The sequence below is a fragment of the Rhizobium sp. WSM1274 genome (assembly GCF_025200775.1).
Lineage (GTDB): Bacteria > Pseudomonadota > Alphaproteobacteria > Rhizobiales > Rhizobiaceae > Rhizobium > Rhizobium leguminosarum_I.
This window is the reverse complement of the sequence record NZ_CP104138.1, coordinates 3,037,347-3,063,856: the sequence shown is the minus strand read 5'-3', so window position 1 is coordinate 3,063,856 and position 26,510 is coordinate 3,037,347. Positions and strand designations below refer to the sequence as shown.

Annotated in this window: 27 protein-coding genes; 10 read left to right on the top strand and 17 right to left on the bottom strand. The window is 61.0% G+C overall.

The genetic code is table 11. The features are described from left to right. Positions 1-24: 24 nt before the first annotated feature. The 3 genes from N2600_RS15455 to N2600_RS15445 form a co-directional block, all read right to left on the bottom strand. Positions 25-495: a BA14K family protein gene (locus N2600_RS15455; protein ID WP_260109132.1), complete on the bottom strand. Its 471-nt coding sequence runs from the start codon at positions 493-495 to the stop codon at positions 25-27. A 147-nt stretch (positions 496-642) separates the two neighbouring features. Next, positions 643-858 (bottom strand): cold-shock protein, encoded by a 216-nt coding sequence (locus tag N2600_RS15450; RefSeq protein WP_260109131.1) that lies wholly within the window; start codon positions 856-858, stop codon positions 643-645. A 485-nt stretch (positions 859-1,343) separates the two neighbouring features. Next, the gene (locus tag N2600_RS15445) at positions 1,344-2,234 is read right to left on the bottom strand and encodes a DMT family transporter (protein WP_260109130.1); all 891 of its coding nucleotides are present in this window, start codon (positions 2,232-2,234) and stop codon (positions 1,344-1,346) included. Between the two features lie 100 nt (positions 2,235-2,334). On the opposite strand from N2600_RS15445, the gene N2600_RS15440 reads away from it, so the two are divergent. Continuing rightward, on the top strand, positions 2,335-2,805 hold the full coding sequence (locus tag N2600_RS15440) for a DUF3052 domain-containing protein (RefSeq protein ID WP_162116540.1): 471 nt from the start codon (positions 2,335-2,337) through the stop codon (positions 2,803-2,805). A 4-nt stretch (positions 2,806-2,809) separates the two neighbouring features. On the opposite strand, the gene N2600_RS15435 is transcribed toward N2600_RS15440, so the two are convergent. From N2600_RS15435 to N2600_RS15425, 3 genes are read right to left on the bottom strand one after another with little or no spacing between them, the layout of a single operon-like run. Beyond that, a complete protein-coding gene (locus tag N2600_RS15435) occupies positions 2,810-3,952 on the bottom strand; it encodes a PQQ-dependent sugar dehydrogenase (protein ID WP_260109129.1) in 1,143 nt (380 codons plus the stop codon). Positions 3,953-4,012: 60 nt separating this feature from the next. After that, positions 4,013-4,789 carry a class GN sortase gene (locus N2600_RS15430; RefSeq protein ID WP_260109128.1) on the bottom strand — a complete coding sequence of 259 codons (777 nt, stop codon included), beginning with the start codon at positions 4,787-4,789 and terminating at the stop codon, positions 4,013-4,015. After that, positions 4,779-7,163: a marine proteobacterial sortase target protein gene (locus N2600_RS15425; RefSeq protein ID WP_260296714.1), complete on the bottom strand. Its 2,385-nt coding sequence runs from the start codon at positions 7,161-7,163 to the stop codon at positions 4,779-4,781. The genes N2600_RS15430 and N2600_RS15425 overlap by 11 nt, the downstream gene beginning before the upstream one ends. A gap of 384 nt (positions 7,164-7,547) precedes the next feature. Here N2600_RS15425 and N2600_RS15420 point away from each other — a divergent pair, with 384 nt between their 5' ends. The 6 genes from N2600_RS15420 to N2600_RS15395 all read left to right on the top strand — a co-directional run bounded on the left by N2600_RS15420 (position 7,548) and on the right by N2600_RS15395 (position 12,289). Beyond that, positions 7,548-8,750 (top strand): pyridoxal phosphate-dependent aminotransferase, encoded by a 1,203-nt coding sequence (locus N2600_RS15420; protein WP_003561278.1) that lies wholly within the window; start codon positions 7,548-7,550, stop codon positions 8,748-8,750. Positions 8,751-8,852: 102 nt separating this feature from the next. Beyond that, positions 8,853-9,113: a type II toxin-antitoxin system Phd/YefM family antitoxin gene (locus N2600_RS15415; RefSeq protein ID WP_011652922.1), complete on the top strand. Its 261-nt coding sequence runs from the start codon at positions 8,853-8,855 to the stop codon at positions 9,111-9,113. Between the two features lie 2 nt (positions 9,114-9,115). Continuing rightward, positions 9,116-9,502 (top strand): type II toxin-antitoxin system VapC family toxin, encoded by a 387-nt coding sequence (locus tag N2600_RS15410; RefSeq protein ID WP_260109126.1) that lies wholly within the window; start codon positions 9,116-9,118, stop codon positions 9,500-9,502. 198 nt (positions 9,503-9,700) lie between these two features. Next, positions 9,701-10,591, top strand: coding sequence for a glycosyltransferase family 8 protein (locus N2600_RS15405; protein WP_260109125.1), 891 nt, complete (start codon positions 9,701-9,703; stop codon positions 10,589-10,591). Positions 10,592-10,634: 43 nt separating this feature from the next. Next, entirely contained in the window at positions 10,635-11,504 is an 870-nt protein-coding gene (locus N2600_RS15400; RefSeq protein ID WP_260296711.1) for a 3-deoxy-manno-octulosonate cytidylyltransferase, read from the top strand. A gap of 95 nt (positions 11,505-11,599) precedes the next feature. Then, positions 11,600-12,289 carry a glycosyltransferase gene (locus tag N2600_RS15395; protein WP_260109123.1) on the top strand — a complete coding sequence of 230 codons (690 nt, stop codon included), beginning with the start codon at positions 11,600-11,602 and terminating at the stop codon, positions 12,287-12,289. Between the two features lie 40 nt (positions 12,290-12,329). Here N2600_RS15395 and N2600_RS15390 read toward each other — a convergent pair whose 3' ends face one another. After that, the gene (locus tag N2600_RS15390; protein ID WP_260109122.1) at positions 12,330-13,427 is read right to left on the bottom strand and encodes a calcium:proton antiporter; all 1,098 of its coding nucleotides are present in this window, start codon (positions 13,425-13,427) and stop codon (positions 12,330-12,332) included. 231 nt (positions 13,428-13,658) lie between these two features. Here N2600_RS15390 and N2600_RS15385 point away from each other — a divergent pair, with 231 nt between their 5' ends. Then, the gene (locus N2600_RS15385) at positions 13,659-13,940 is read left to right on the top strand and encodes a DUF2188 domain-containing protein (protein WP_017965291.1); all 282 of its coding nucleotides are present in this window, start codon (positions 13,659-13,661) and stop codon (positions 13,938-13,940) included. A gap of 2 nt (positions 13,941-13,942) precedes the next feature. Here the strand turns inward: N2600_RS15385 and N2600_RS15380 are convergent, their stop codons facing one another. Both N2600_RS15380 and N2600_RS15375 read right to left on the bottom strand, forming a co-directional pair. Beyond that, positions 13,943-14,458 (bottom strand): GrpB family protein, encoded by a 516-nt coding sequence (locus tag N2600_RS15380; protein WP_260296708.1) that lies wholly within the window; start codon positions 14,456-14,458, stop codon positions 13,943-13,945. A 104-nt stretch (positions 14,459-14,562) separates the two neighbouring features. Further along, positions 14,563-15,462, bottom strand: a complete 900-nt coding sequence (locus N2600_RS15375) for a LysR family transcriptional regulator (RefSeq protein WP_017965289.1) — start codon at positions 15,460-15,462, stop codon at positions 14,563-14,565. Positions 15,463-15,556: 94 nt separating this feature from the next. On the opposite strand from N2600_RS15375, the gene N2600_RS15370 reads away from it, so the two are divergent. After that, positions 15,557-16,579 (top strand): NAD-dependent epimerase/dehydratase family protein, encoded by a 1,023-nt coding sequence (locus N2600_RS15370; protein ID WP_260296707.1) that lies wholly within the window; start codon positions 15,557-15,559, stop codon positions 16,577-16,579. On the opposite strand, the gene N2600_RS15365 is transcribed toward N2600_RS15370, so the two are convergent. The 6 genes from N2600_RS15365 to trxB form a co-directional block, all read right to left on the bottom strand. After that, positions 16,576-17,376 carry an aminoglycoside phosphotransferase family protein gene (locus N2600_RS15365; protein ID WP_260109118.1) on the bottom strand — a complete coding sequence of 267 codons (801 nt, stop codon included), beginning with the start codon at positions 17,374-17,376 and terminating at the stop codon, positions 16,576-16,578. The genes N2600_RS15370 and N2600_RS15365 overlap by 4 nt on opposite strands. A 75-nt stretch (positions 17,377-17,451) precedes the next feature. Then, positions 17,452-18,576 carry an alkene reductase gene (locus N2600_RS15360; RefSeq protein WP_017965286.1) on the bottom strand — a complete coding sequence of 375 codons (1,125 nt, stop codon included), beginning with the start codon at positions 18,574-18,576 and terminating at the stop codon, positions 17,452-17,454. 25 nt (positions 18,577-18,601) lie between these two features. Next, positions 18,602-19,768, bottom strand: a complete 1,167-nt coding sequence (locus N2600_RS15355) for an MFS transporter (RefSeq protein WP_260109116.1) — start codon at positions 19,766-19,768, stop codon at positions 18,602-18,604. Between the two features lies 1 nt (position 19,769). Then, entirely contained in the window at positions 19,770-20,063 is a 294-nt protein-coding gene (locus N2600_RS15350) for an ArsR/SmtB family transcription factor (protein WP_011652911.1), read from the bottom strand. A 554-nt stretch (positions 20,064-20,617) separates the two neighbouring features. Continuing rightward, positions 20,618-21,514, bottom strand: a complete 897-nt coding sequence (locus N2600_RS15345) for a LysR family transcriptional regulator VtlR (RefSeq protein ID WP_026154247.1) — start codon at positions 21,512-21,514, stop codon at positions 20,618-20,620. A 22-nt stretch (positions 21,515-21,536) separates the two neighbouring features. Beyond that, entirely contained in the window at positions 21,537-22,511 is a 975-nt protein-coding gene (trxB, locus tag N2600_RS15340) for a thioredoxin-disulfide reductase (protein WP_260296706.1), read from the bottom strand. Between the two features lie 230 nt (positions 22,512-22,741). On the opposite strand from trxB, the gene N2600_RS15335 reads away from it, so the two are divergent. Continuing rightward, the gene (locus N2600_RS15335) at positions 22,742-23,209 is read left to right on the top strand and encodes an Lrp/AsnC family transcriptional regulator (protein ID WP_003541645.1); all 468 of its coding nucleotides are present in this window, start codon (positions 22,742-22,744) and stop codon (positions 23,207-23,209) included. Positions 23,210-23,240: 31 nt separating this feature from the next. Here N2600_RS15335 and N2600_RS15330 read toward each other — a convergent pair whose 3' ends face one another. Together N2600_RS15330 and N2600_RS15325 are read right to left on the bottom strand one after the other, a co-directional pair. Next, on the bottom strand, positions 23,241-24,587 hold the full coding sequence (locus tag N2600_RS15330) for a sigma-54-dependent transcriptional regulator (protein ID WP_260296703.1): 1,347 nt from the start codon (positions 24,585-24,587) through the stop codon (positions 23,241-23,243). A gap of 4 nt (positions 24,588-24,591) precedes the next feature. Then, on the bottom strand, positions 24,592-26,460 hold the full coding sequence (locus N2600_RS15325) for an ATP-binding protein (protein WP_260296702.1): 1,869 nt from the start codon (positions 26,458-26,460) through the stop codon (positions 24,592-24,594). Between the last annotated feature and the right edge of the window lie 50 nt (positions 26,461-26,510).

Here is a 26,510-nt window from a genome sequence, read left to right as displayed (position 1 = left end):
TTTGTAGCAAGGATTGCCGTGCAATCAGCCGGCGGTGCAGAAGTGGCTGCGGCCGTCATCGCCGATATAGGTGCCACTGCGCGGATCAAAGGAGCGGTAGCGGTAAGAGCAGTAGCGCTCCCATTGCGGCGACCAGGGTTCTACCGCCGTGCGAACCGGCGCATAGTATCGCGGCTGCTCGACATATTGCGGTTGCTCGACATAAACACGACGCGGGGCGCGATAGACCGGAGCGGGCTCGTAGTAATCAGGCTCATAGGCCGGATCGATGTAGCGGCGCTCTTCGTAGCCCGGACCGTTATTAGCATTGGCGATGGCAGAGCCGACGATCAGGCCGGTGGCCAGCCCAACGGCGCCGCCGACCCACGCATCGTTGTTGCCGTGATGATTATCGTGGCGCCAGTGGCGGTCACCGGCCGACGCTTCACCAATGGCGGAAAGCGTGAGTGCAGCAGCGGTTGCCGTCAGCAGAAGGGTCTTGGCGAGCCTGTTCATAAGTGTAAATCCTAATCCCGGGAACCGAAAGCCGGTCCCTTTCTCGATGGTCACAGTCGTACAGATTTGTAGCTGAACGAAGGCTGAACGACAAAACCCGGCATTGCTGCCGGGCTTCAACTCGAACTCGCCAGCCTTGTTAAGGGTTCAGCTCGCAATCTGCAGATTGACGGCCTTCGGGCCCTTGCCGCGGCGATCCGGCTCCGTGTCGAAGCTTACCTTCTGGTTTTCCGTCAGACCGGCCAGGCCAGAGGCCTGAACGGCAGAAATGTGAACGAAGATATCGGCGCCGCCCCGGTCCGGCTTGATGAAGCCGAAGCCTTTGTCGGTATTGAAGAATTTTACAGTGCCAGTCTCTGCCATGCGTCAGGTCCTTTTCTCTCTGCCCGCCATCCACACGGGCAGCATCATAGCATTGCCCCCTTGCGGGAGGTGTTGGCAGGCAATTCTTGAAATTTGAGAAAAAGGTCCCCTCTACCTCGGCCTGTTCCAGGCAGGAGTTTCTCCCGCCATTTTCGGAACCGGCTGACCGGAATATTAGCGTTCCCGGCGCGCAAATACTTAAGGACTTCCCATGCTCGCAAAATGCCCGAACGCGCTGAGAGTGCTGCGTTTAAAGGATTTTGGCAAGCGAAAGTTTTTTAACGTGTCGTTCCGGGCACACCCCTGTAGATCTCCAATTTGCGCAAAAACGCAAAATTTCCTTCGTCGACAGGGAATGATTAACGTTTTATATCGTCTGCAATATAAGTTCCGAGCAGATTTTCCCAAAAATGCAACGCCAGCGCGTCTCCCGCATCGAATAATTTTTTTTCCGATGGGTGACTCGCCCATATCTGGACGGGTGATCACGCGGCTGGCAGGCGCCGCCGGGTGAACCCGGGCACGAGCTCGACCACAAGCATAGCGATAAACATTAGCGCGCAACCTGCATAACCTGTTGCCGGCATCGTTTCGCCGAGCAGCAGGGCTGCAAGTGAGGCACCGAAGAGCGCTTCGGAAGAAAGAAAGATCGCTGCCTGCGAGGGCGTCGTGTAGCGCTGGCCGATCACCTGCAGCACGAAAGCCACGCCGGAGGAGAAGATACCGACATAAAGGATCTCCGGCGCCGCGGCCTGTATCGCCGAAAGGCTGACCGGTTCGACGGCTGCGGCAACGGCCAGCGCACAGATCGCGGTGACGGCGAATTGCACGGCGGAGAGCGCGAGCGGCCTTCCGGTCTCCGAAACGGTCGTGCCGGCAAGGGTGATCTGGATCGCCCAGAAGACGGCGCAGACGACGGTCAGCAGATCGCCAGGCGCCATCGCCGAGAGATGGCCGCCGGACAGAAGGTAGATGCCGGTGATCGCCATCAGCGCGCCCGGCCAGATGATCCAATGCGGAGCACGGCGCAGGAAGAACACGGCGATCAGCGGCACGAAAACGACGTAGAGGCCGGTGATGAAGCTGGAATTCGTCACCGTCGTCGTCTGCAGTCCGACCTGCTGCGTGGCTGCACCGCCGAAAAGGGCAAGGCCGATCAGGATGTAGAGCTTGGCATGGCGCGCGCTTGTCTTCTCCGTTGCCTTGCGCGCTTCGAAAAGGACAAAAGGCAGCACGGCCAGGGTGGCGACGGCAAAGCGCAGGCCGATGAACCAGAAGGGGCCGATCGCCTTCATCGCCGTCGACTGCGCGACGAAGCCGCCGCCCCAGATGGCGGCTGCAAGCAATAGGAGGAGGTTCGCCTGAACGCGCGTCATGTCGTCCTCAATGGGGAAGGGAGATGTGCCCAAGCGGTTAGCAGTTGCGTTTCCTTTCGGCAAGGGTGAAGACTTCGTGTCGGTTGACGGAGATGAATGCATGCGACACGAGGAACGGAAGCCGGCCGGCGATGCGGCGGCGCCTAGTACGGCAGGTTATTCCGGCACGCCGCTTGTCAGGAAACTCGGCCTTGCACACGGGCAGACCGCCGCTCTTCTCGGCATTCCGGAAACGATCGGTGACATCTATGGCTTCGACGGTTTTGCTTCGGTCGTCCGCGTGCTTCCCGAGACGCCTCAGCGTGCGTTTGACTATGTGCATCTGTTTACGACCGAACGGCCGGCGCTGGAGGCTGTTGCGCCAGCGCTTTTCCGTGTCTTGAGGCGGGACGGCATGGTCTGGATATCCTGGCCGAAGAAGAGTTCACGCGTGCCGACTGACATCACGGAGGACGTAGTGCGGGCGGTTCTGCTCCCAACCGGTCTGGTCGACGTCAAGGTCTGCGCCGTCGACGAGATCTGGTCCGGGCTGAAGTTCGTCATCCGCAAGGAGCTGCGCGGCGCGTTGTGATCGCTCAGCCGTTACGGGCTTGCGCTCTTGAGACCCTGAGCAGCGCGCCGTTATCCTCGTCCGTCACCATCAGCAGCGCACCGTCGGGTGCGATGACAACGTCGCGGATGCGGCCGTATTCGCCCTCGAACAGGCGCTCTTCGGCAACAAAGGCGCCGCTATCGTCACGCTGCATGCGCGAGAGCAGCTGGAACTTCAGCGCCGCGACGAGGAAATTGCCGTCCCATTCCGGGAACATGGCGCCGCGATAGACGGCGAGCGCGCCGGGCGCAATTGAAGGATCCCAATAATGCAGCGGCTGTTCCAGCCCTTCCTTGGCGGTGCCTTCGCCGATTTCGGCGCCCGAATAGTCGCGGCCATAGGTGATGATCGGCCAGCCGTAATTCTTGCCGGCCTCGGGCTGGTTGATCTCGTCGCCGCCGCGCGCGCCGTGCTCTGCGGTATAGAGCTTGCCATCCTTGGCGTCGAAGGTGATGCCCTGCGGGTTGCGGTGGCCTTTCGACCAGATTTCCGGCAGCGCCTTGCCGCCGTCTTTGAACGGATTATCGGCAGGGATGCTACCGTCGGCATTGATGTGGATGATCGAGCCGGCATCGTCTTGCCAGTCTTGCGAGCGGTCGCGGTCGCCACGGTCGCCGACGCTGATGAACAGCGAACCGTCGCGGGCAATCGCGATGCGCGAACCGTACTGGATGTTGCCTGGCGTGAAGCGCCGCATGGTGAAAACAGGCGTCACGGCATGGAGCGTCTTTTCGTCAGTTGAAAGCGTGGCGCTGAAGGCCTCGGTGCCGGAGCCCTGGCTGTTGGCGATGGCGGCGGTGAAATAGAGTTTTCTGGATGTCGCAAAGTCCGGAGCGAGCGCCACGTCCATCAGGCCTCCCTGGCCACGGGCGCTGACCTTGGGCACGCCGCCGATCGGGTCTGAAATCTTGCCGTCGCGGACGATGCGCATGCGGCCAGGCCGCTCGGTCACGAGATAGGCCCCGTCGGGCAAGACCTCGACCGCCCAGGGATGTTCGAGGTCGTCGGCGAGCTTGTCGACCCGCACCACGAGATCCTGAGTCTTGATGGTGTCGGCTGCATCCGCCGATACGGTGCCGAACAGGACCAGTGCTGTGGCGAAATGGAGGGCGGATATTCTCTTCATCTTGCTTCCCTGCGGTCTCTCCAGGCTGAACGTGGAGTGGGCAGGGGAGGGCTTCAACCCTCATTCGACCTGCAGTAACGGCTTTGTGTTTACCGGTTGAACCGATCCCGTCGCCTGGTCATCGACCAATTCTGCCTCAAGGATGTAGCGCAGCGGCCCCTGTTCGGTGGCATTGAAGGGCCAGCAGGTGGTCAGCACCAGGCGGCGGCCATCGGAGGAGGGATCGATGCCGTTGGCATCCCACGGGGCGATGCGGCCCTCGCCGGCCTTGAAGGTCAATAGTTTGCCGTCGCGGCGAGTGACCTCGATCATATCGCCGGGCCTTATATACTGCAGCCAGCGGAAGTGCGTGTCGCGATGGGCGGCGATGACGGAGGTGCCTTCCTCGCCCGGTTGGGGCGTGTTGGCGAGCCAGGCCGGACCGAAGGCGAGAGCCTCGCCGGAGGCGCCGGAGAGCACGATCGCCTCCTTGCCGAGGCGCGGGGCGCGCACCTTGGCCTCGGTGGTAAAATCCGCCCAGGGCCAGGGTTTTGTTTCTTCGCCCCGCAATTCGGCAGCGAAGGCGCGTTTCAGCAGAACCTGGGAAAGCTCTGCCTTCGCCTTCAGCAGGAAGCCGTCGCCGATCAGCGCCAGACCATAGAGGGCAAGGCCGGCGATGGCAAAGGCAATTGCTTTTTCGATCGAGGAAAGGCGCCAGAGGAAGAAACCACCCTTCTTCTGGCGCATTTTCGGCCGATCATAGGCCGTGGCGGCGGCCATGGCGAGTTCCAGATAGGTCGGAAGCGGCTCGAATTCGGCCGCTTCCTCATTCTGGCTTGCGGAGAGCCTAGAGACCATTTCGCTTGACCCCGACCGCAATAATGCCCTTGAGGCGTCGCCGCCACACGGCAAGCCCGCTTGCCGCCGTCAGCGCCACGAGCAGCATGGTCAGACCGCGGATGATCTGCTCGTCGGCGCGCGTCGCCGTCTGCGGCAGGTTCACGGTCGTGCTTTTTTGCGCGATCATGGTGGCCGCCTTGGCGGTCGGGGCTGCGGCCATCATGTTTGCGATCTCAGGCGACGCGGCGAGCTCCCGTGTTTCGGCCGCAGCCTGCACCGATCCGGGGTTTCCTGTCGGCGTAGCCGAGCCATGGCGCTCCGTGCCGCCAAGAGGAGCAGGGGTTTCGCCGAGGACCTTATCAAAGTCCCAACCTTCCGGCAGGTTGAGCGGCAGCTTGGTTGAGCCGAGTGGCTGGTCGACCGGACGAGACGGAGTGACGTCGACGGCAACCAGGCTGGTGACGCGAGAGACGAGATGATGGGTGAGCGCCACGGTCTCGATATCCTTGTCGAGCGCGGCCGGATCCTGACGTTCATAGGCGCGCGCCTCGAAATCGTCGATCTTGCGCCGCGCCCAGAGCTTGGAAATGCCGTTGCCGTTGGCGGCATTGGCGATATCCATTTCGACGCGCCACGGCTGGTCGCCTGTCTTGCCGATGATCTGCAGCTTGCCGGCGGGCTGATCGTGAGGCACCTGCGCGGTCAGCACGACCGGCTCGCCGCTGTAGAGGTCCGGCATCGGGTTCGGCGTGATATCCTCGGCCTCGATGCCTTCGAAGGTGGCGGTGATATCGGTCATGGTTGGGTTCTGCAGCTTAGCGAAAAGCTCGCCCATGCGGCTTGCCACCTGATCGGTCGAGCCGATCGCCGTGAAGGTGCCGCGGCCGACTTCGGCGGCCTTGGTCATGAAATAGGTGTTCGGTGCCGAGCCGATGCCGACGGTGAAGACGCGGGCATCGGCTCGATTCGCGGTGATTTCCTCAAAAAGCTGCTGTTCGTTGCCGATCGCACCATCCGTCAGGAATATGACCTGGCGCAACGCTCCGCTTGCGACCGGTCCCTGGTTGCGCAGCGCAGCCTGCAAGGCAGGCAGCATTTCCGTGCCGCCGTCAGCGGTCAGGCCTCTGACATAGGCGATCGCCTTTTCGCGATTGTCAGGGGTGGCTGCGACGAGACCCTTGAAATAATCGGTCATCGTATCGTCGAAACGGATGACGTTGAAGCGGTCGTCTGGGTTCAGCTTGGCAATGGCAAGCGCCAGGCTCTGCCTTGCCTGCTCGATCGACGGGCCGGACATCGAGCCGGAATTGTCGATGACGAAGACCACCTCGCGTTTTGCCGGCGGCGCTGCCGTATCCGGGGCCGTGGGTGGGGTGACGAAGGCGAGCAGATAGGTCTTACCATCAATCACTTCGCGGAAGAGACCGGCACTCGGCATCTTGCCGGGAGCGGCCTTCCAGGTGAGCTCAAAATCCTTATCGGCGGGAACGGTGTCCGCCTTCAGGCTGATCGTCCTCGCCTGGTCGCCGTCCTGGCTGATATCGACCGCGTGGAACGAGGATTTGACGTCGCCAAGCGCGAAGCCGGCTTTCAGGTTGACTGTCAGCGCGACTGGATTGATCTTGGCGTTCTCACGCGGATCAAGCACGGAGGCTTCGATCTTGTCCCGGTTTTCCACGGGGTCGCGCGGCGTGGCAAAACCGGCGCCGTTGTTGAACTCGACGGTCTGGACGATCGGTGCCGGATTGTAACGCGGGGCGACGACCATCGGGAAGCGCAGCGAGAACTCGCCGCCCGACTGGTGGATCGTCTGCTGGTATTCGATCTGGACGACGATGGTTTCGCCGGGACCGATATTGGCGACCTGGTTGGTGAAGATGTTCGGCCGCTGCTGTTCGAGCAACGCCGTCTTCTTGCCCTCGGCCTTGGCCTGCTCGTAGATCTCACGGGCTTCCTGGCGCGGCTTGATCTGGCCTTCGATAAAACGTTCGCCGATCTGCATTTTCAGCGCGTCGACGGCGGAATTATCCGGCAACGGGAAAACGTAGGTGCCCTCGACCCAGCCCTGGCTCGGATTTTGAAAGCGCTGCGTCACCTTTACCCTGGCGATCGGGCCGGAGACATCGATGGCGACATCGGTCTTCAGCCGCGGCGCTTCGACATAGAAGCCCGGCTCCTTCGACGGAAAGAGCAGCGAGCCGCTGTTAACGTCGTTCGGCCGGACAAGAGCCGCGAGTTGGCCGGATGCCGGCTGTGCATCGGCGCGAGCGGCGGAGGCAAGCCCCAGCATCGCGGTGATGCAGGCGGCAAAAGCGGTGATGGCAACGAGACATGAAATGGAGATCCGACGCATGCGCATGCGCCTGATGGCAAACTCATCTTCCAGAAACATTGGCATACCCTCAATAACCAATTTCGGATGCCGGATGATGCGGCTTCGATCTCGGCGCGCTCGCGACGGAATTGCGGCGTGGTGCGGCATTTGTTGCGGCTTATTCATGGCAATGGCCGAATTCGACGATGCCACTGATTTCAGGGGATAAATCCGGACGACCTCAGAGATTGATTCAAGATCTCCGCATGGTGTTTCAACCACGTGACATAGGCCTCTCCGAAGGGGGCGGCGTGCTGGACGGGCGGTGCGGCGAACCGATCAATAAGAATCATGCCACCATGACGCCTTTCCGCTTGAAATGCCGTCATACATTGGACATAGAGCTAACCGCAGAACTCCGGTCCCGGCTTTCTGCCCGTTTCAACCATTAGGACCGTTATCATGGCTTTCCTTGCCGATGCTCTTTCCCGTGTGAAGCCTTCAGCCACCATCGCCGTCTCCCAGAAAGCGCGCGAGCTGAAAGCAAAAGGACGTGACGTCATTGGTCTCGGCGCAGGTGAGCCGGATTTCGATACGCCCGATAATATCAAGACGGCCGCCATCGACGCGATCAACCGCGGCGAAACGAAGTACACGCCGGTCTCCGGCATTCCCGAGCTGCGCAAGGCGATCGCCGCCAAGTTCAAGCGCGAGAACGGCCTCGACTATTCCTGGGAGCAGACGATCGTCGGCACCGGCGGCAAGCAGATCCTTTTCAACGCCTTCATGGCAACGCTGAATCCCGGCGACGAAGTCGTCATCCCGGCGCCTTACTGGGTTTCTTATCCTGAGATGGTGGCGCTGTGCGGCGGCACGCCGGTTTTCGTTTCGGCCACCCAGGAGCATAACTTCAAGCTCCAGGCGGCCGATCTCGAAAAGGCGATCACGCCGAAGACCAAGTGGTTCATCTTCAACTCGCCGTCCAACCCGACGGGGGCGGCCTATACGCAGGACGAGCTGAAGGCGCTGACGGATGTGCTGATGAAGCATCCGCAGGTCTGGGTGCTGACCGACGACATGTACGAGCACCTGACCTATGGCGACTTCAAGTTCGTCACGCCTGTGGAAGTCGAGCCGAAGCTTTACGACCGCACGCTGACGATGAACGGCGTCTCCAAGGCCTATGCGATGACCGGCTGGCGCATCGGCTATGCGGCCGGTCCGATCCAGCTCATCAAGGCCATGGACATGATCCAGGGGCAGCAGACCTCGGGTGCGACGTCGATCGCCCAGTGGGCGGCTGTCGAAGCGCTGAACGGCACGCAGGACTTCATCCCTGAAAACAAGAAGATCTTCGAAGGCCGTCGCGATCTCGTCGTTTCGATGCTGAACCAGGCCAAGGGCATTGTCTGCCCGGTGCCGGAAGGCGCCTTCTATGTCTATCCGTCCTGCGCCGGCCTGATCGGCAAGACGGCGCCGTCGGGCAAGGTCATCGAGACGGACGAGGATTTCGTTTCCGAGCTTCTGGAAACGGAAGGTGTTGCCGTCGTTCACGGTTCGGCCTTCGGTCTTGGCCCGAACTTCCGCATCTCCTACGCGACTTCGGAAGAGCTGCTCGAGGAAGCCTGCCGCCGCATCCAGCGCTTCTGCGGCGCTTGCAAGTAAGCGGCTTACTGTAACGCCGATTGAGGGCCTGCCGGTGACGGCCGGCCTTTTTCAATTGCTCTGACATTGACGATGTAGCCGCATGTAGCTACATTTGCCATCATGAAAACCGTCTCGATCCGCGATGCGAAGAACCGCCTGACCGAACTCGCCCGTGAGGTTGAGGAAGGTGAAACCATTGTCGTGACACGCAACGGCCGGCCGGTGTTCGATCTCGTGCCGCATCAAAAACGCGGCGGTTTGAACCTGGAGGCCGGCGAAGCCTATCTTCGTTCCAAGGGTATCACGCGCACGGAGATGTATATCGCCGACGACTTCGACGATCCTTTGCCGGAAGATTTTCTTCTCAAGCCGCTGCCGTGATCATGCGTCTGCTGCTTGACACGCACATGGTGATTGCAGTTGCCCAGAAGAAACTGGCGGAGCGTTTTCCGCGTGCCGAGCAGGTGCTTTCGGACGGTGCCGCCATCGGTTTCGTCAGCGTCGCCAGCCTCTGGGAAATTGCCATCAAGACAAGGCTTGGAAAATTGCAGCCCGGATTGCCGCTCGAGACCATTCCCGTTTATCTCGGGGAGACCGGGCTGACGATCCTGCCCATCGATATCGCGCACGTCATCACCGCCGCCAACCCCGAGCCGGAGACGCGCGATCCCTTCGATCGCTTGCTGCTTGCGCAATGCAAGGTCGAGGGGCTGCAGCTTGCGACAGTGGACCGGCTGCTCGTCGATCATCCATTGGCGCTGCGGCTCTAAGTTCACGTTCCGATTCAATATGCTCCTCATCTGAATCCGCTTTGCCTTGCAACTCGTTGAAATCCGATTCAAAACGTGACGCAGAGCGACGGTCCGGCGGGTGATCTGCGGTTGCGGGTTGGCATCAAACCAACTAGATATCCGGCATCAAGTTTAAATTGCCGCTTCGGGGGGGCTGGGATTTTGCAGCAGAGTGCCGTGATCGTCTGTTCGGATGTCAACATGCTGCCGGCCGCCTGCTGCACCCTGCTTTCGGTCAAGCGCAATCTCTCAGGTTCCACTGTTGAGTTCCTGCTTCTCGGCATCGACCTCAAGTCGAACGAGATCGCCGAGGTCGGAAATTTCGCGCGGCTGCACGACATGGGGATCAGGGTGCTGCCCTACAATACGCCGGATACGGCGCTGCAAGCGCGGGGTCGCTGGTCGGGGGCGACGCTGGCGCGGCTCTACATGGATCTGTACATTCCCGATCATGTCGAGCGGCTGCTCTATCTCGATGCCGATGTGCTTACGGTTGCGCCGGTCGACGATCTCTTCGCGATGGATCTGCGGGGCAAGGCGCTTGCTGCGGTCGACGACTATGTCATGGCCTTTCCCGAGAAGGCCGGGGCGCGGCAGCGCAAGATCGGCATGGGCCATGGCGGCCGCTACTTCAATGCCGGCGTACTGCTGTTCGACTGGTCCGTCTGCCGGGCGAGGGGGCTTTTCGCCAGGACCCGGGAAATCTTCGAGGAGCGGTCGCATCTGTTCGAGAACAATGACCAGGATGCGTTGAACGTCACGTTCGACCGCGACTGGCTGGTGCTCGATCCGCGCTGGAATACACAGACGGGCCTGCTGCCTTTCGTCGATCGGCCGGCCATCTTTCATTTCACCGGCCGGAAAAAGCCGTGGCAGGCCACCGTGCCCTGGGTGCACCGGCGGATGGCCAATCGTTATGCCGAAGATCTTCGCAACACACCCTGGGCGTCTTTCTGCAGGCAACCGTCGATGACGGACCGAGTGGCGGGCTTCCTCTCGCATGTGGGAAAGCAGATCGGCGGGCTGACGCGGCTTGCCCGGATGCGCGCCTATTTCAGCAACAGCTAGTCGGGCGGACCGCGTCGTCCTTGGAAAGTGCATGTGAGCCGATATGGAAGCAATCCCTAGCGATAACAAGGCTACGACCGCTCCGGACGGAGGCTTCAATTTCTTGACGCCGGAAGCGTGGAAGACGCTGTTGTCGGGCTATTCCCATGTCGTGCTGGTCGCAAACAGCGAGGCGGTCGATCTCGAACGGCTGCGGGGCGAATTGCCTGAGACGGTGCTCTACGTCTTCTTCAACAAGGTCTATAAGGTGCTCGACGAACCCTTCGTCGGCCATTCCATGCTGGTTGCCCGCAGCGACGTAATGGGCGCCCATATCGTCCATCGGCGCGAAGCGGCGGATGTCTTGCGCTTCTTTGGCGGCGACGATTTCCTCGGCGTCGTCAACATCCGGGTCTCCGTCGAGGAAAATCTCAGCGAAAAGAGCTGCTTCGAAGGCGCTGAGGCCCGTCACCTTGATCTGACACAAATGCTCGCCGATCTCTATCCGATCGGCAAGATCGCGACGAGCGGCTTTGCGGTAGCGCTGTGGCTCGCCGATCTGCAGCTGCCGGGCAATATCCTGCTTGCCGGCTTTTCGGCGAAGCGGAGCGAGAAGTGGAAGGTGTTCGACGTGCACGATTGGACGTTCGAGCAGATCTTCCTGCGTCTCTTTGCGCGCATGGGGTCGATCTCCATGGTGGGCGGCGTCGATGCCAGCCCCTATTCGGCGCTCGCCAAACGGTTTCCTGAGGTGCCGCCGGTCGAGATCGCGATGACTGCGGCCGAGGTCTTGTCGGAGCGGCTCGACAATACGAACAGCCAGATCGACAGGCTGATGTCCGTCACCAAATTCATCCGCGCCGTCGACAATTTCTTTCGGCGGTTCAAACCGAAAACCCGCAAGCAGCGTTTTCTCGATAAGTCGAAGGGATGACTGTCGCAGGCCTTTGCTTACAGGCGTGGGTGGCCAAAAACGCTGTTTCCGATACCAATCAATTCATCTCTCTATACTGGCGATCGAGGTGGACAATGGAACAACAGAACGTCCGAATTTTCGTGGGATTCGATCCCAAGGAAGTGGTTGCCTACCACGTTCTCGTGCAGAGCATCATCGAGAAGTCGTCGATCCCGGTCGAGTTCTCGCCCATTGCGCTCTCCAATCTTGGCGGGATTTTCACCCGCCAGCGCAACGCGCTGCAATCCACGGAGTTCTCCTTCTCGCGTTTCCTGACGCCCTATCTGAGCGGTTACGAGGGCTGGAGCATCTTCATGGATTGCGACATGCTGATGCGTGCCGATATCGCCGAGCTTTGGGCATTGCGCGACGAGCGTTACGCCGTCATGTGCGTCAAACATGATTACCAGCCGAAGATCGACACCAAGTTCCTCGGGCAGGCACAGACCAAGTACGAAAAGAAGAACTGGTCGAGCTTCATCCTCTTCAACAATGACGAATGCCGCGCACTGACGCCCGACTACGTCAATACCGCGACCGGGCTGCAACTGCATCAGTTCAAATGGCTGGAGAATGAAGAGCTCATCGGCGAATTGCCGGTGACGTGGAATTACCTCGTCAATGAATACAACTACCGCGAAGACGCCAAGAACGTCCATTTCACCGATGGCGGGCCGTATTTCGAGGAATACAAGAACGACGATTACGCCGAGGAATGGTTCGCAGCCCGCGAACGCCTGCTCTTTGCCCAACAGCCCGCCTAAACAGCCTGTTCTTGCCCTTCCCCCGCGGGGGCGGGAGCCTTCAGAGCCCCAGCGCCGTCAGCATGACGAAGGTGGCGAAGAGGATGAAATGCGTCATGCCCTCGATAGCGTTGGTCTCGCCGTCGTTGAGGTTGATCGCGGCGGCAATCAGCGTGACCGCCACCATCACCGTCTGCACCGGGGTCATCGCCATGATGAAGGGCTGGCCGGTATAGAGCGCGATCGCTTCCATCACGGGCACGGTCAAGATGACCGTCGACAGCGAGGCGCCCATGGCGATGTTGACCGTCGCCTGCATGCGGTTCCTGAGTGCCGCCCTTAATGCGGTCAGGATCTCGGGTGCGGCCGAAATCGCTGCGACGACCACGGCGGTCACGGCGATCGGCGCGCCGCTATCGCGCAGGCCTTCGGTCATGAAGGCCGCCATGAACTCCGCCAGCAGGCCGATAATGACGACGCCGACGAGAATGGTGGCGATCGAGATCGCGGCCGACTCGTCGGCGCCATGCTCGTCGGGACTTTCCTTCTTTCGTTCGGAGCGCGGGTAACTGTAGCTGAAGAAATAGCTGTGCTGGCCAACCTGCATGCGCAGGAAGAGGCCGTAAAGCGCGATCATCGCGGCGATGGTGAAGGCGGAATAATAGTGCCATTTGTCGCTGGGCACGAATTCCGGCACAATCATCGAGATGCCCATCGCGGTGAGGATCATCACGCCGTAGGTCTTGCCGGAATTGTCGTTATAGGGCTGTTCGCCGTGCTTGAGGCCGCCGAGCAGGGCGGCCAAGCCGAGAATGCCGTTGATATCGAGCATCAGGGCCGAATAGATCGTGTCGCGCACCAGCGTCGGCGAGCTTTCGCCACTCATCATGATGGCGAGGATGATGACTTCGACGGCAACGGCCGAGAGCGTCAGGATCATCGTGCCGTAGGGATCGCCGACCTTGACGGCGAGCAGCTCGGCATGATGGGCAACGCGGATCGAGGCGAGCACGATGGTGCCGACCAGGGCAGCGGCGGCAATCAGCGCGACGCCGCGCCCCATCTCGATCACTGCGTGTTCCAAGAGATAGGCGATCGCTGCAACGACAAGTGCGGCGACCAGAAACTTTTCCTCTTTAAGGCGTGACGCGATCCCCAAGCCTCTGCTCCTGTTCAGATTCATACATTTTATTTAAGTCCCTGATTTCGCCTATCAAGAAAGCCGCGGTCGAGTGCCATTTGCAGTCTTCGGCGTTTAATGGAATACTGAATGTCATCGGGGCCGGAAAGCAGATCGCGGCGTCCTCGAATTCTCGTCAAGCGGCCGCGATGATCCGGATCCTGTCCGGAAGCATGCGAATGCGCAACAAGAAGATGAGGAGACGAATGCATGATCAAGGTGGTCTACGAAGTCGTGCCGCATGACGGCGGCTGGGCCTACAGGCTGGGAGGTGTCTATTCCGAGGCATTCCCGACCCATGCCGAGGCGCTCGAAGCTGCACGCATCGTCGCGGCCGAACAGCAGGTCGGCGGCGATTCCGCCGAGATCAGTTGGCAGGACGAGAACGGCAAATGGCATGAGGAATATGCCGAGGGCGGCGATCGGCCGGAAACCGAGGTGGTGGACGGCTTGTGGAAGGACCGTACAGCCGAAGCCTCGCAAGGCATCTGAAGCTAACCATCGCCCGTCAATGCCCGCGCGACGATCGTATCGACGAATTCGCGCTTATGCGCAGTATAGCGGTCGCCGTCCATCCTGAATTCGACTGCCAGGCTGCGTTTGAGCGCGGCATAATCGGCCGCCGCTTGCGGATGCGCGATGAGATAATCCCGGAAAGCCAGTCTGTTTCGATGCGTGCCGTTGCCGGAAGGGCAAAGGTAGACCCGTTCTGCCGGCACCGAACCTCTCGATAAAAACGCCCAGACATCGTCGTCATAGCGGTTGCCGCGCGGCTCATAGCCTTCGGCCAGAAGCACGCGTGTGGCGTCCTCGATATGCTCGAGGCCGGGAAGAACGATGTCGAGGTCGATAAGCGGCTTGGCCATCATGCCCGGTATGGACGTGCTGCCGATGTGATCGATGGCGAGCGCCTGCGGCAGCAAGGTTAGAAGCTTGCCGCGGATACGCTGAAAGGCTTGCGGCCATCGCGGATCGCAGGGCACGAGTTCAACCGCATGGTGCTTTGTCATTTGCATCCCGCCGGGGTGCGCGTCCGATAAGACGCGTTAAGGAGGTTCTATTGCTTCGAAATTTGCGCATGATTCTTTGCGAAAATCGATTCTGATTTTTGCGATTATGCGCTGGTCGAATATCGGAGATAGTCCTGAAGCCCCTTGACCAATACGTCAAAGGTAGCGCGGCAGCGCGGCGAAGACTTCAGGCTCTCATGCATCGCCACCCACGTGCCGAGCGGTAGGCTGAAGGCATCAGGCAGGATGTGAACCAAGTCGGGATTTTCGCGCGCGAGTCCTGTCTGGCAGATGCCGATGCCAACGCCGGCACGGATCGCCGAAAGCTGGGCGAGGTTGTTGTCGGAGCGGAAGGAGAATTCGATGCCAGGCACCGCATAGCGTTTCATCACCATACGGACATAGGCCGTCTGCCGGTCGAAGCCGATGAGGCGGTGGTTTGCGAGGTCAGCCAAGGTTTGCGGAATGCCGTATCGTTCGAGATAGCGGCGATGGGCGTGAAAGCCGAGCGGGATATCGCCGATGCGGCGCACGACGAGTGCAGTCTGCTGCGGCTCGGCCATGCGCACGGCGATATCGGCCTCGCGGTTCACCAGGTCCTCGATCGTATCGGATGCCGAGAGCTCGATCTGCAATTCGGGATAGGTTTCCTGCAGCGGTCCGAGAATTCCGGGCAGCACTTCGACGGCGATGACCTCACTGGCGCTGATCCTGACCGTTCCAGCCACGCGCTCGCGCTGGCCGGATGCGGTGCGTAAAAGGGCGGCCGTGGTTGCCGCCAGCGTCTCGGCGTAAGGCCTCAGCGCCAGTGCGGCGTCGGTTGGCAGCAGCCCATTCGGCGAGCGGGTGAAGAGTTCGGCGCCGATCGCTAGTTCCAGTGCGTCGACATGGCGGCCTATGGTCGGCTGGGTCAGCCCCAGTTCGCGGGCGGCGGCCGACAGCGATCCCTGTTGGAGCACGGTCAGGAAACTGCGGTAGAAATCCCAGCTCGGTTCGGAGTTCATGTATTTTCGTATAGCAGATGCACTTCTTTCGTCAATTTCGTTTATCTCGCTCTGATGGCATGATCCTCTCATCCAATCGAAGGAGATGATTGTCATGAATAGCGAAATGAAAACGACGGCCCTCGTTCTCGGCGCCACCGGCGGTATCGGCGGCGCGGTTGCCCGCAGGCTGCTTGCGCGCGGCTGGCGCATCCGGGCGCTCAATCGTGATGCCGCCAAGGTGTCGAGGAACGAGCCAGCCTTCGACTGGATGCAGGGCGATGCGATGAATGCCGGCGACGTCCTGAAGGCGGCTGAAGGCGTCGGCCTTATCGTCCATGCCGTCAACCCACCCGGCTACCGCGACTGGGAAACGCTGGTGCTGCCGATGCTCGACAATACCATCGCCGCTGCTCGCGCCGTCGGCGCGCGAATCGTGCTGCCGGGCAACATCTATAATTTTGGTCCCGATGCCCTGCCGACGCCGACGGAAGAAAGCCCGCAGCATCCGACGACGAAGAAGGGGGCGATCCGCGTCGAAATGGAGGAGCGGCTGAAGGCGGCCTCGCAGTCCGGCGCCGGCGCCATCATCGTCAGGGCAGGGGATTTCTTCGGTCCAGGCACGACGGCCAACAGCTGGTTTTCGTCCGGTCTCGTGACCCCAGGCAAGCCCGTCGCCACGATCAGGAACCCGGGTCGGCGAGGCAGCGGTCATCAATGGGCCTACCTGCCAGACATGGCGGAAACCATCGCCCAGCTCATCGAGCGGGCCGATCGGCTGCCGCCTTTCTCCGTCTATCACATGGAGGGCTTTTGGGATGCGGACGGCATGCAGATGGCCGAAGCAATCAAGCGCGTCGCCGGCGGCAAAGCAAAGATCGGCGGCTTTCCCTGGTGGATCGTGCCGCTGGCGGCGCCCTTCGTTCCGGTGATGCGGGAGATCAAGGAGATGCGTTATCTCTGGAAGCTGCCGGTGCGGATGCGGAACACCAGGCTTGTGGCCGAACTCGGCAAGGAGCCGCAGACGCCGATCGACGAAGCGGTCAGGACTTCGCTCGTGGCACTTGGCTGCCTGCCCGATTCGCACCATCAAGCCGCGGCAGACCTTATCGGGCAGCCGTCGCAGAACGCGGGTTAGCTCTCGAGTTCGGCCAGCGCGATCCGGGCGACCGTCAGGGCGGTTTCTGCCTGCTGAATATTCGGATCACCGAGGAACCAGGCGGCGGAAAGGCCGGAATAGGCGGCGATCCATTGGAGCAGCCGCTTCGGTTCCAGCTTCGCGTCCGTTGAGACGATGTCGAGCTGGCGGCGGAAACGGGCAGGATCGGTGATTGTTGGCAGTTCTTCGTTGGCGAAGATATTGGCGAAATCGAAGCCGCGCTCGCCGTACAGCCGCTTCGGATCGATCGCCAGCCAGCCGCGCGCCTCGAAATCGAGAATGTTGCCGTGATGGATGTCGCCGTGGAGGATGGTGACATCACGCTGATCGGCAAGGAGGACGTTGGCGATCGCCGAGCAATCGGCAAACGTGCCGCCATGCTTGCCCGCTGCCGGTTCCAGATCCCGAAACCAGCGGGTGAGAGGGATGGGATCGGGAGGTGGTTTTTCGCGCGGCGCATGCAGCCGTGCCGCCGTGCCGCAGAGGATGCGGCTTGCCTCATCGTCCTCGCCGTTCATTGCCATGGCAAGCAGCGAGCGTTTTCCCGTCGCCCGTTCCAGCAGCACGGCGTCGCCCTCATGGGCGTAGACATAGGCTGCGCCGTCACCGTCCCACCACTGCATCAGAAGAGCGCCGTATCGTTCGTCGATATCTGCCGCGACTTTCAGCATGGCGGGCTTATCCCGCCAGAGGACCGGGAGCAGGCGGCTTGAATGGGTGATGATGGGCTCGCCGTCTGATATTAGCGACCAGCGGTCAAGATAGGGAGCGAACATGGCGGCACCCTACAAAAACCCGTCGAAAATGGAAATCCCGCCTTTCGGCGGGATTCGCGTTCGCGTGTGAAAGCTTCAAGCGACCTTTTCGAGGATGGGATAGTCGATATAGCCCTTGCCGGTGCCGCCGTAGAAGGTCGACTGGTCGGGCGTGTTGAGCGGCAGATTGTGTTCCAGGCGCTCGACGAGATCGGGATTGGCGATGAAGGGCTTACCGAAGGCGACGAGATCGGCGCGGCCGCTTTCGACGGCGTCGATCGCCAGATCGCGATCGTAGCCATTGTTGACCATCCAGTCGGCCTTGCCGCCGGCCTCTTCATAAGTCTGGCGCAGCGCCTTGTAATCGAAGGAGGGATTGTCGCCCTGCTTGTAGTCGCGGTCGCCGCCGGTCTGACCTTCGATGACATGGATATAAGCGAGATCGTATTTGGCCAGGCCTTCGACGACATGGGTGAAGGTCGCCTGCGGATTGGAATCGTAGCTTTCGCCTGACGGCGTCACCGGCGAGATCCGGATCGCCGTGCGGCCCGCGCCGATTTCCTTCACCACGGCGTCGACGACTTCGAAGGTCAGGCGGGTGCGGTTTTCGATCGAGCCGCCATATGCATCAGTACGGTCATTGATACCGTCGCGGATGAACTGGTCGAGCAGGTAGCCGTTGGCGCCGTGGATCTCGACACCGTCGAAGCCGGCGTCGATCGCCGCACGGGCAGCCTTGCGGTAATCCTCGATGATGCCGGGGATTTCGGCGGTATCGAGCGCGCGCGGCTCGGAGGTGTCGGCAAAGCTGCCGGTGCCGTCGGCATTGACCAGGTAGGTTTTGGCTTTGGCAATGCGATTGGTCGCGGAAACTGGCTTGCCATCGTTCGGCTGCAGCGTCGTGTGCGAGATGCGGCCGACATGCCACATCTGGACGACGATCTTGCCACCGGCTGCGTGAACGGCGTCGGTGACGCGCTTCCAGCCGTCGAGAGCCTCTTTGCTGTAGAGACCAGGCACGTTGGCATATCCCTGGCCCTGATGGGTGATCGCGGTTGCTTCGGTGATGATCAGGCCTGCTGTGGCGCGCTGGCGGTAGTATTCGACGTTGAGGTCGTTAGGAACTGCGCCCGGCGAGCGGTTGCGGGTGAGCGGCGCCATGACGACGCGGTTCTTGACTGATATGTCGCCGACTTTCGCGGGTTCGAAAAGCTTGGCCATGATGGTCCTTTCTTTTGCGGGAGGATCACTCGGCAGGGGCGAGGGCGGCCCGGCCCCTGGCGGAGAGATAGGTGAGCGCCGTCGCGCCGAGGCCGATCAGGGCCATCAAGGCTGCGGCGAGCGGAACGCGGGTGAGATCGAAGCCGGCGTCGATGACGAGGCCGCCCACCCAGGCGCCGAGCGCATTTCCGGTGTTGAAGGCGCCGATGTTGATCGTGGAGACGAGATTCGGCGCATCCTTGCCGTAGCCGACGACGCCGACCTGAAGCGCCGGCACGGCGGCAAAGCTTGCCATCGCCCAAAGGAAGAGGGTGATTTCGGCCGGGATGAAGAAGCGGCTCGTATAGCTGAAGGCGATCGAAGTGATGGCGATCGCGGCGAAGACGCCGGCAAGCGTTGCGCCGAGCCGCCAATCGGCAAGCTTGCCGCCGACGAGGTTGCCGATGGTCAGCCCAAGGCCGATCAGGAACAGCGTCCAGGTGACGCCTTCCGGCGACACGCCGGTGATGTCGCGTAGCAGCGGCGCGATATAGGTGAAGAGGGCGAACATAGAGGCGGCGAAGAAAACGGTGGTGGAGAGCGCCAGCCACAGGCGGCCATTCCGCAGGGCTGCGATCTCACGCAGAATGCTGCCGTTTTCTTGCTGCCTATCCTTGGGCAGGATGACGATCAGGCCTGATATGGTGACGATGCCGATGACAGTGACGATGACAAAGGTGGCGCGCCAGCCATAGGCTTGGCCGATCGCGGTGCCGAGCGGCACGCCGAGAACATTGGCAAGCGTCAGGCCGGTAAACATCAGCGCGACGGCGCGGGCCTTTCGGTCTTCGGCAACGAGGCCGGCGGCGACCACCGAGCCGATGCCGAAGAAGGCGCCGTGGCAAAGTGCCGTCACGACACGGGCGATCATCAGCACCCAATAGTCGCTCGCCAGTGCGCAAAGCAGGTTGCCGGCGATGAAGAAGGCCATCAGCGCAATCAGGGCGGTGCGGCGCTTCAGCTTCGCGGTCGAAATCGCCATCACAGGTGCCCCGATCGCGACCGCAAGGGCATAACCGGTCACCAGCCATCCGGCCTGCGGGATGCTGACCGAGAGATCGGCGGCAACCTCCGGCAACAGACCCATGATGACGAATTCGGTGGTGCCTATCGCAAACGAGCTCAAGGCAAGAACGAGGAGGGCGAGAGGCATTCTAGAGGTCCTGCGTCAGCTGCTTGAGGAAGGCGGCGATGGTTTCTTCGTTGCGCTTGTAAAAGATCCACTGGCCGACGCGTTTGGTGGTGACGAGGCCGGCGCGATGCAGCGTGCCGAGATGGGCCGAGACCGTCGACTGCGACAGGCCGCAGCGCTCGAACTGGCTGGCGCAGACGCCCATTTCAAAAGGATGCTCCTGCGAGGGGAAATGCTCCTCGGGATTTTTCAGCCAGTTCAGAATGTCCATCCGGGTCGGATGGGCGAGCGCCTTGATAATTTCGTCTTTATCCATCGTGGTTCGCCGAATTATAAATCGTTTCTGACCGATATATCAATCGTCTGACTTCGATATGCAAATCACGGAGGCGTGAGGCGTTGAGTTTTATTGAATGAGCAAATTTTGGGCAAAAAAAGAGGGCCACTGGAAAACCAGGGCCCTTATAATTGTGAAGGTCAAAAAACCTCCAGAGGGGAACAGCTAATGCGGTGGTACTGGGAGAGAAACCACAAGGTGCATCAGCTGAGGTCGATATGGTGCTTCCTTGAGCAGGTTTCAATGCTTTTTTGTGCATGTCTGCTATGCGCCGCACAAATTTTTTGCGGTGCGGCATTTCGTTGAGGAAGAAAGGCAAAAAAAGAGGGCCACTGGAAAACCAGGGCCCTTATAAGTGTGAAGGTCAAAAACCTCCAGAGGGGAACAGCTAATGCGGTGGAACTGGGAGGAAAAGCCACCATGTGCATCAGCTATGTGCGATATGGTGGTTTAATGGGCAAACGGCAACCCTCATTTGTGCATGCCAGTCATGCGTGTTCTGCATAGTCGGCAATTCTTCAATAAAACCAAGCTTAAAAGTTCCAGTTTCTGGCCTTGCTGACGATGAAATCGCGGAAGGCCTTCAGCTTGGCGGCGTTCTTGATCTCGTCGGGATAGCAGAAATACGTGTCGAAGGAAGGGACGTCGGCGTTGATCGCCAGTTGAATCAGGCCTGGGTCGCGGCCGACGATGTAATCCGGCAGGCAGGCGACGCCAATGCCGAGCAGGGCAGCGCGTTTGATCGAGGTCTGGCTGTTGATCTGCAGATGCGGAATACGCTTGTTGTCGGACGAGCGACCGGCGACCTCAAGCCAGTTGACGTCGAGCAGGTAGCTTGGCGCCGGCTCGCCGAAGGTGATGATGCGGTGACTGTCGAGATCCTCGACCTTTTGCGGCTCGCCATGACGATTGATGTAGGACGGGGCCGCATAGACGTGCATGTGCACGGTGAAGAGTTTGCGCTGGATGAGGTCGGATTGCTGCGGCTGGCGCAGGCGGATGGCGCAGTCGGCATGACGCATGTTCACATCCACTTCCTCGTTGTCGAGGATCAGCTGGATCTGCACATCGGGATAAAGCTGCAGGAATTCCTGGATCTTGTCGGTCAGCCAGCCCTGGCCGAGGCCGACCGTCGTCGTGACGCGCAGCTTGCCGGATGGCGTCTCGGTCGTCTCGGTGAGCTGCATCTTCACGGTTTCGAGCTTCAGCAGCACGTCATGGGCGGTGCGGTAAAGCAACTCGCCCTGTTCCGTCAGAATCAGGCCGCGTGCATGGCGGTGAAACAGCTTGGTGCCGACATCCTGCTCCAGGGCGCTGACCTGGCGGCTGATGGCGGATTGGGACAGATGCAGTTTATCCGCCGCATGCGTGAACGAACCCGCCTCGGCAGCTGCGTGAAAAATACGCAGCTTGTCCCAATCCAATGGCATTCCCCCACCCCTCATGCCGATCTTACTCCGCGGCCACGGCGACGGGCATGTGGCCCGTCAAGTATCGCTCGGCTTCAAGTGCAGCCATGCACCCCAAGCCGGCGGCAGTGATCGCCTGGCGGAATGTGTCATCCGTCACGTCGCCTGCTGCATAGACCCCCTCCAGGCTGGTCGCGGTCGAATCCGGCGCAGTCCAGAGATAACCATTGTCCTTCAGCTTCAGCTTGTCTTTGAAGAGCTCGGTTGCCGGCGCATGGCCGATCGCGACGAAGACGCCATCGATCGCCACTTCGGTGATCGTGCCGGTTCTGACATCGCGCAGGCGCGCGCCGGATACGGATTGCGGCATCGGCGGCTTGGCCGGCGTGCCGGTAATCTCGCCCACTTCGGTATTCCACAGCACCTTGACATTGTCCTTGGAGAACAGGCGTTCCTGCAGAATCTTCTCGGCTCGGAAGAAGTCGCGGCGGTGCACTAATGTCACCGACTTGGCGATGTTGGAGAGATAGAGCGCCTCCTCGACGGCGCTGTTGCCGCCGCCAACCACAATCACATCCTTGTTGCGATAGAAGAAACCGTCGCAGGTGGCGCAGGCCGAAACGCCAAAGCCCTGGAAATGCTGCTCGCTCTCGATGCCGAGCCATTTGGCCTTGGCGCCGGTGGCAATGATCAGCGTATCGGCGGTCCAGACCTGGCCGCTGTCGGTGCGGGCGACGAAAGGACGCTGGTTCATGTCGACTTCGGTCACGAGGTCGTTGACGATCTCGGCGCCGACATGTTTTGCCTGCTGCAGCATCTGTTCCATCAACCAGGGACCTTGGATCGGATCGGCAAAGCCCGGATAGTTTTCGACATCAGTGGTGATCATCAGCTGGCCGCCCTGTTCGAGACCGGCGATCAAAACCGGTTTCAGCATGGCGCGCGCGGCATAGACCGCGGCGGTATAGCCTGCGGGTCCGGAACCGATGATGAGCACCTTGGTATGGCGGGCGGGCATGTCATTTCCTTTCGACTGGCAGGAGGGCGGCGGCTAATGAGCGATTGCGGCCGTTTCGCGGTCCTGCGCCATTTATGAACGTCCAATGCTTTTATTCAAGGGCAGCCTTGCGTTACCAACAAGGCAAATCGCCCAGATGTGCAAGAATCCGTCATCGGCGTGAAACTTTCTTGCGTATTCCGCGGCTTTATATAGAAGCTCGCCGCGGAGAATTAAAGAAAGGCAATGATGTGGGTCGTGCGGAACTCGACGTCATCGATATAAAGATACTCCGGGAGCTGCAGGCCGACGGCCGCATGACCAATGTGGAGCTTGCCGATCGCGTCGGCATCTCGGCGCCGCCGTGCCTGCGCCGGGTGCGCAAGCTCGAGGAAGCCGGCATCATCGAGGGCTATCACGCGATGCTGAATAGCCCGAAGCTCGGATTCGACCTCGTCGCTTTTTGCATGGTGGGCCTCAAGCATCAGTCGGAAGGCAATCTCAAGGCGTTTGCCGCCGCCACCGCCGAATGGCCGCTGGTGCGCCAGGCCTGGATGGTCTCCGGCGACAGCGATTTCCTGCTGCATTGCGTGGCGGAGAACCTCACCCGCTTTCAGGATTTTGTCATCGAGGTGCTGACGGCGAACGAACATGTCGATACCGTGCGCACCATGCTGACGATCCGGCAGGTGAAGAAGCTGGGACTGGTGGAAGTCTAACGCCACTCGGCAGATCAAACATCATCGACAACTACTTGCGCGAGATATAGCCGCCCCGGTTGATGCCGTGGCGCTGGAGTTTGTCGTAAAACGTCTTTCTCGGAATGCCGAGCGCCTCGATGGTGCGGCGGACGTCGCCGTCATTGGCCGACAGCGCGTCGCGAATGATCTCCGCCTCGTAGCGCTCCAGCCGTTCGGGAAGCGTCGCATCCGTCGGCTGCGGAGGGACCGCTGCCGTTCCACCGCCTTCCACGCCAAGCACGACGCGTTCGGCATAATGCGAGAGTTCGCGGACATTCCCCGGCCATGTGTGCGAGGCGAGATGCTGCCGCACATCCGGGGAAAGCGGCGGGACATCGCGACGGAAACGCTCCGCGGCGCGAGCGGCGAAGTGGGAAAACAGCAGCGGAATGTCGTCGCGGCGTTCTCTCAGCGGCGGAATGGAGATCGTCACGACGTTCAGCCTGTAATAGAGATCCTCGCGAAAATCGCCGCGCACCGAAGGATCCCCGAGGTCGATCTTGGCGGCCGCGACGACGCGAAGATCGACCGGACGCACCTCATTGGTGCCGAGCGGCGTGATCTCGCGCATCTCCAGCACCCTCAGCATCTTGACCTGGGTGGCGGCCGGCATGCTTTCGATCTCGTCGAGGAACAGCGTGCCGCCGCTCGCATGTTCGATGCGGCCCGTGCGGCGCTTCTGGGCGCCGGTAAAGGCGCCGGCCTCGTGGCCGAACAGTTCGCTTTCGATGACGGTTTCGGGCAGGGCGCCACAATTCAGCGCCACGAAATTGCCCTTCCGGCGGTGGCTCCACTGATGCAGGATCTGGGCTACCACTTCCTTGCCGCTGCCCGTTTCGCCTGCGACAAGCACGTCCACATCGGTATCGGCGATGTGGCGAAGGATGTTTCTAAGATTTTCCATGGCAGGCGTCTGGCCGATCAGCGGCAAATTCTCCTGCGCATCTTCGGCTGCTTTCCGCAGCATGCGGTTTTCCAGAACAAGCCGCCGCTTCTCGCTTGCGCGACGCACGCTCTGGACGAGCCGATCGGCTGCGAAGGGCTTGGCGATGAAATCATAGGCGCCGTCCTGGATCGCCTGAACGGCCATGGGAATATCACCGTGGCCGGTCATCAGGATTACCGGCAGGTCGGCATCGACGCTCTGGAGCGTGGCGAAGAGTTGCAGTCCGTCGATCTCCGGCATGCGGATATCGGTGACGACGGGGCCAGCAAAGTCCGCCGACAGATCCGCCAGCGCGGCTTTCGCGCCATCATAGGCGGAAACGGAAAATCCTGCGAGTTCGAGCGTCTGCGCGGTGGCGCGGCGCAGGTCCTCGTCGTCGTCGATCAGCGCAACAGGGGTCGGCGTTTCCATGATCTCAAGCCTTCCTTAGCTGAACGATGAACCGGGTTCCGCTATTGCCGCTTAAAACCTCCATCCGGCCGCCATAGTCGCCGACGATATCCTTGGAGATCACCAGGCCGAGGCCGAGACCGCTTTCCTTCGAGGTATTGAACGGCGTGAACAAGCCCTTCCGAATATCAGGCGGGATGCCGGGACCGTTGTCGTCGACCGTGACCGTTACCATCCCTGCATCGGTGTATGTTCTGACCTCGACGCGACCCTCTCCGGCCTTCGGCGCTACCGCCTCCAGGGCATTCTGAAGCAGATTGATCAGCACCTGCTCGAGACGGATCCGGTTTCCCATCACCTGCAGTTCGGCGGGCGGCAGGTCGATGTCGAGCGTATCCATGCGGCCGGCAAACCGGCTGCGCAACAGCATCACGGCGCCCTCGATGACGTCCTTCAATCCGGTTGGTTCGGCGCTGCCGCGGCCCTTGCGCGCAAAGGTCTTCAATTCATCGGTGATCGAACCTATGCGTTCCGTCAGCGCCGCAATATTTTCGAGATTTTCGCCGGCAGGCGCCGTCTGGCCGCGATCGAGGAAGGTGCGGGCGTTATCGGCATAGGCGCGGATGGTCGCGACCGGCTGGTTGATTTCATGGGCGACGCCGGCGGCCACCTGACCCAGGATGGCCAGCCGGTTGGCCTGCACCAGATCCTGTTGCACTGCCTGCAGCTTCTGTTCCGTGCTCTTGTGGCCGATGATTTCAGCCTGCAGCCGGTCCCGAGCCTGGCTGAGATCCAGCGTCCGCTCGACTACCCGCCGTTCCAGTTCCTCCCGCGCCTGCTGTTCGCTGGAGATCCGCAGGGTGATCATATGGCGGCGGCGCAACAGGAAGGCTGCTCCGGCCAGCAGCGGCAGGAGTATCAGCAATGCCAGCATGCGGGCTTCGCGAATCCCCGCATCGACGGATGACCCCAGCGCCACCAGATGCTGCAAATGCCATCCGGTCGCCGGCACCGACGTTGCGACATCGAGAAACCTGGTTTTCCCGGCATCGCCCGGCATGACGATCTCGACGATATCGAGCCCGTCGCCGAGATTTCGGACCATGTCGAGCGGTAGAGGCTGAAGCGGCGCAGCGCCGAATTGAAGGCTTTCGCGGATCGCCGTCAGCCGGTCTTCGGCGATCCGGCCGATCGTCATGAACCGCCATGACGGGATGCTGGTGATGAGGACAATGCCGCGCTCGTCAACGACGTAGGACGGGGTGCCCGAGGCGTTCCAATCCGCCTCGACGTCGTCGAATTCGACCTTGACCACAACGACGCCCAGCAGGCCATTGCTGCCCGAAATCCGCTGGGAGATATAGAGACCCGGCTTCTTGCTGACCGTGCCGAGCGCGAAGTGCTCGGCCTGTCCTCTTTCGGCCGCCCCCTGAAAATACTCGCGGAAACGATAGTCATTACCGACGAAGCTCGTCGGTTCGCGCCAGTTGCTGGCCGAAACCGCCATGCCGTCCTTGTCGATGACATAGATGACGGCGGCCTTCGTGCCCGCCGTCAGCATTTCCAGCTTCTGACTGAGCCGCTCGAATGTGCCGGCATCGTTTCCCGCTAGCGCCGCGGCGAGAGCCACGTCCTGCGACAGCACGAAGGGAAGCGCTCGGTATTTTTCGAGAACCGTGCGCAGCAAAGCCGCATTCAGCCTCGCATCCATGCGGGCCTGTTCCTCGAGGGCAGCCTCCGCCCGATGCCGGCCGATCTCGCCGCTTACCCACAGGCTGGCCACGACGGCGACAAAGGCGAGCACAGCATAGGCCCACCATGTCCGGCGGATGCGGTGATGCAAGGGTAGAGAAGGCCACAATTTCGGCGACACGGACATGGCAGATTTGTGCATTTTTCTGCACGAAACGCAAACGCATTTGTGCGGATTTCCGCATTTCTTAA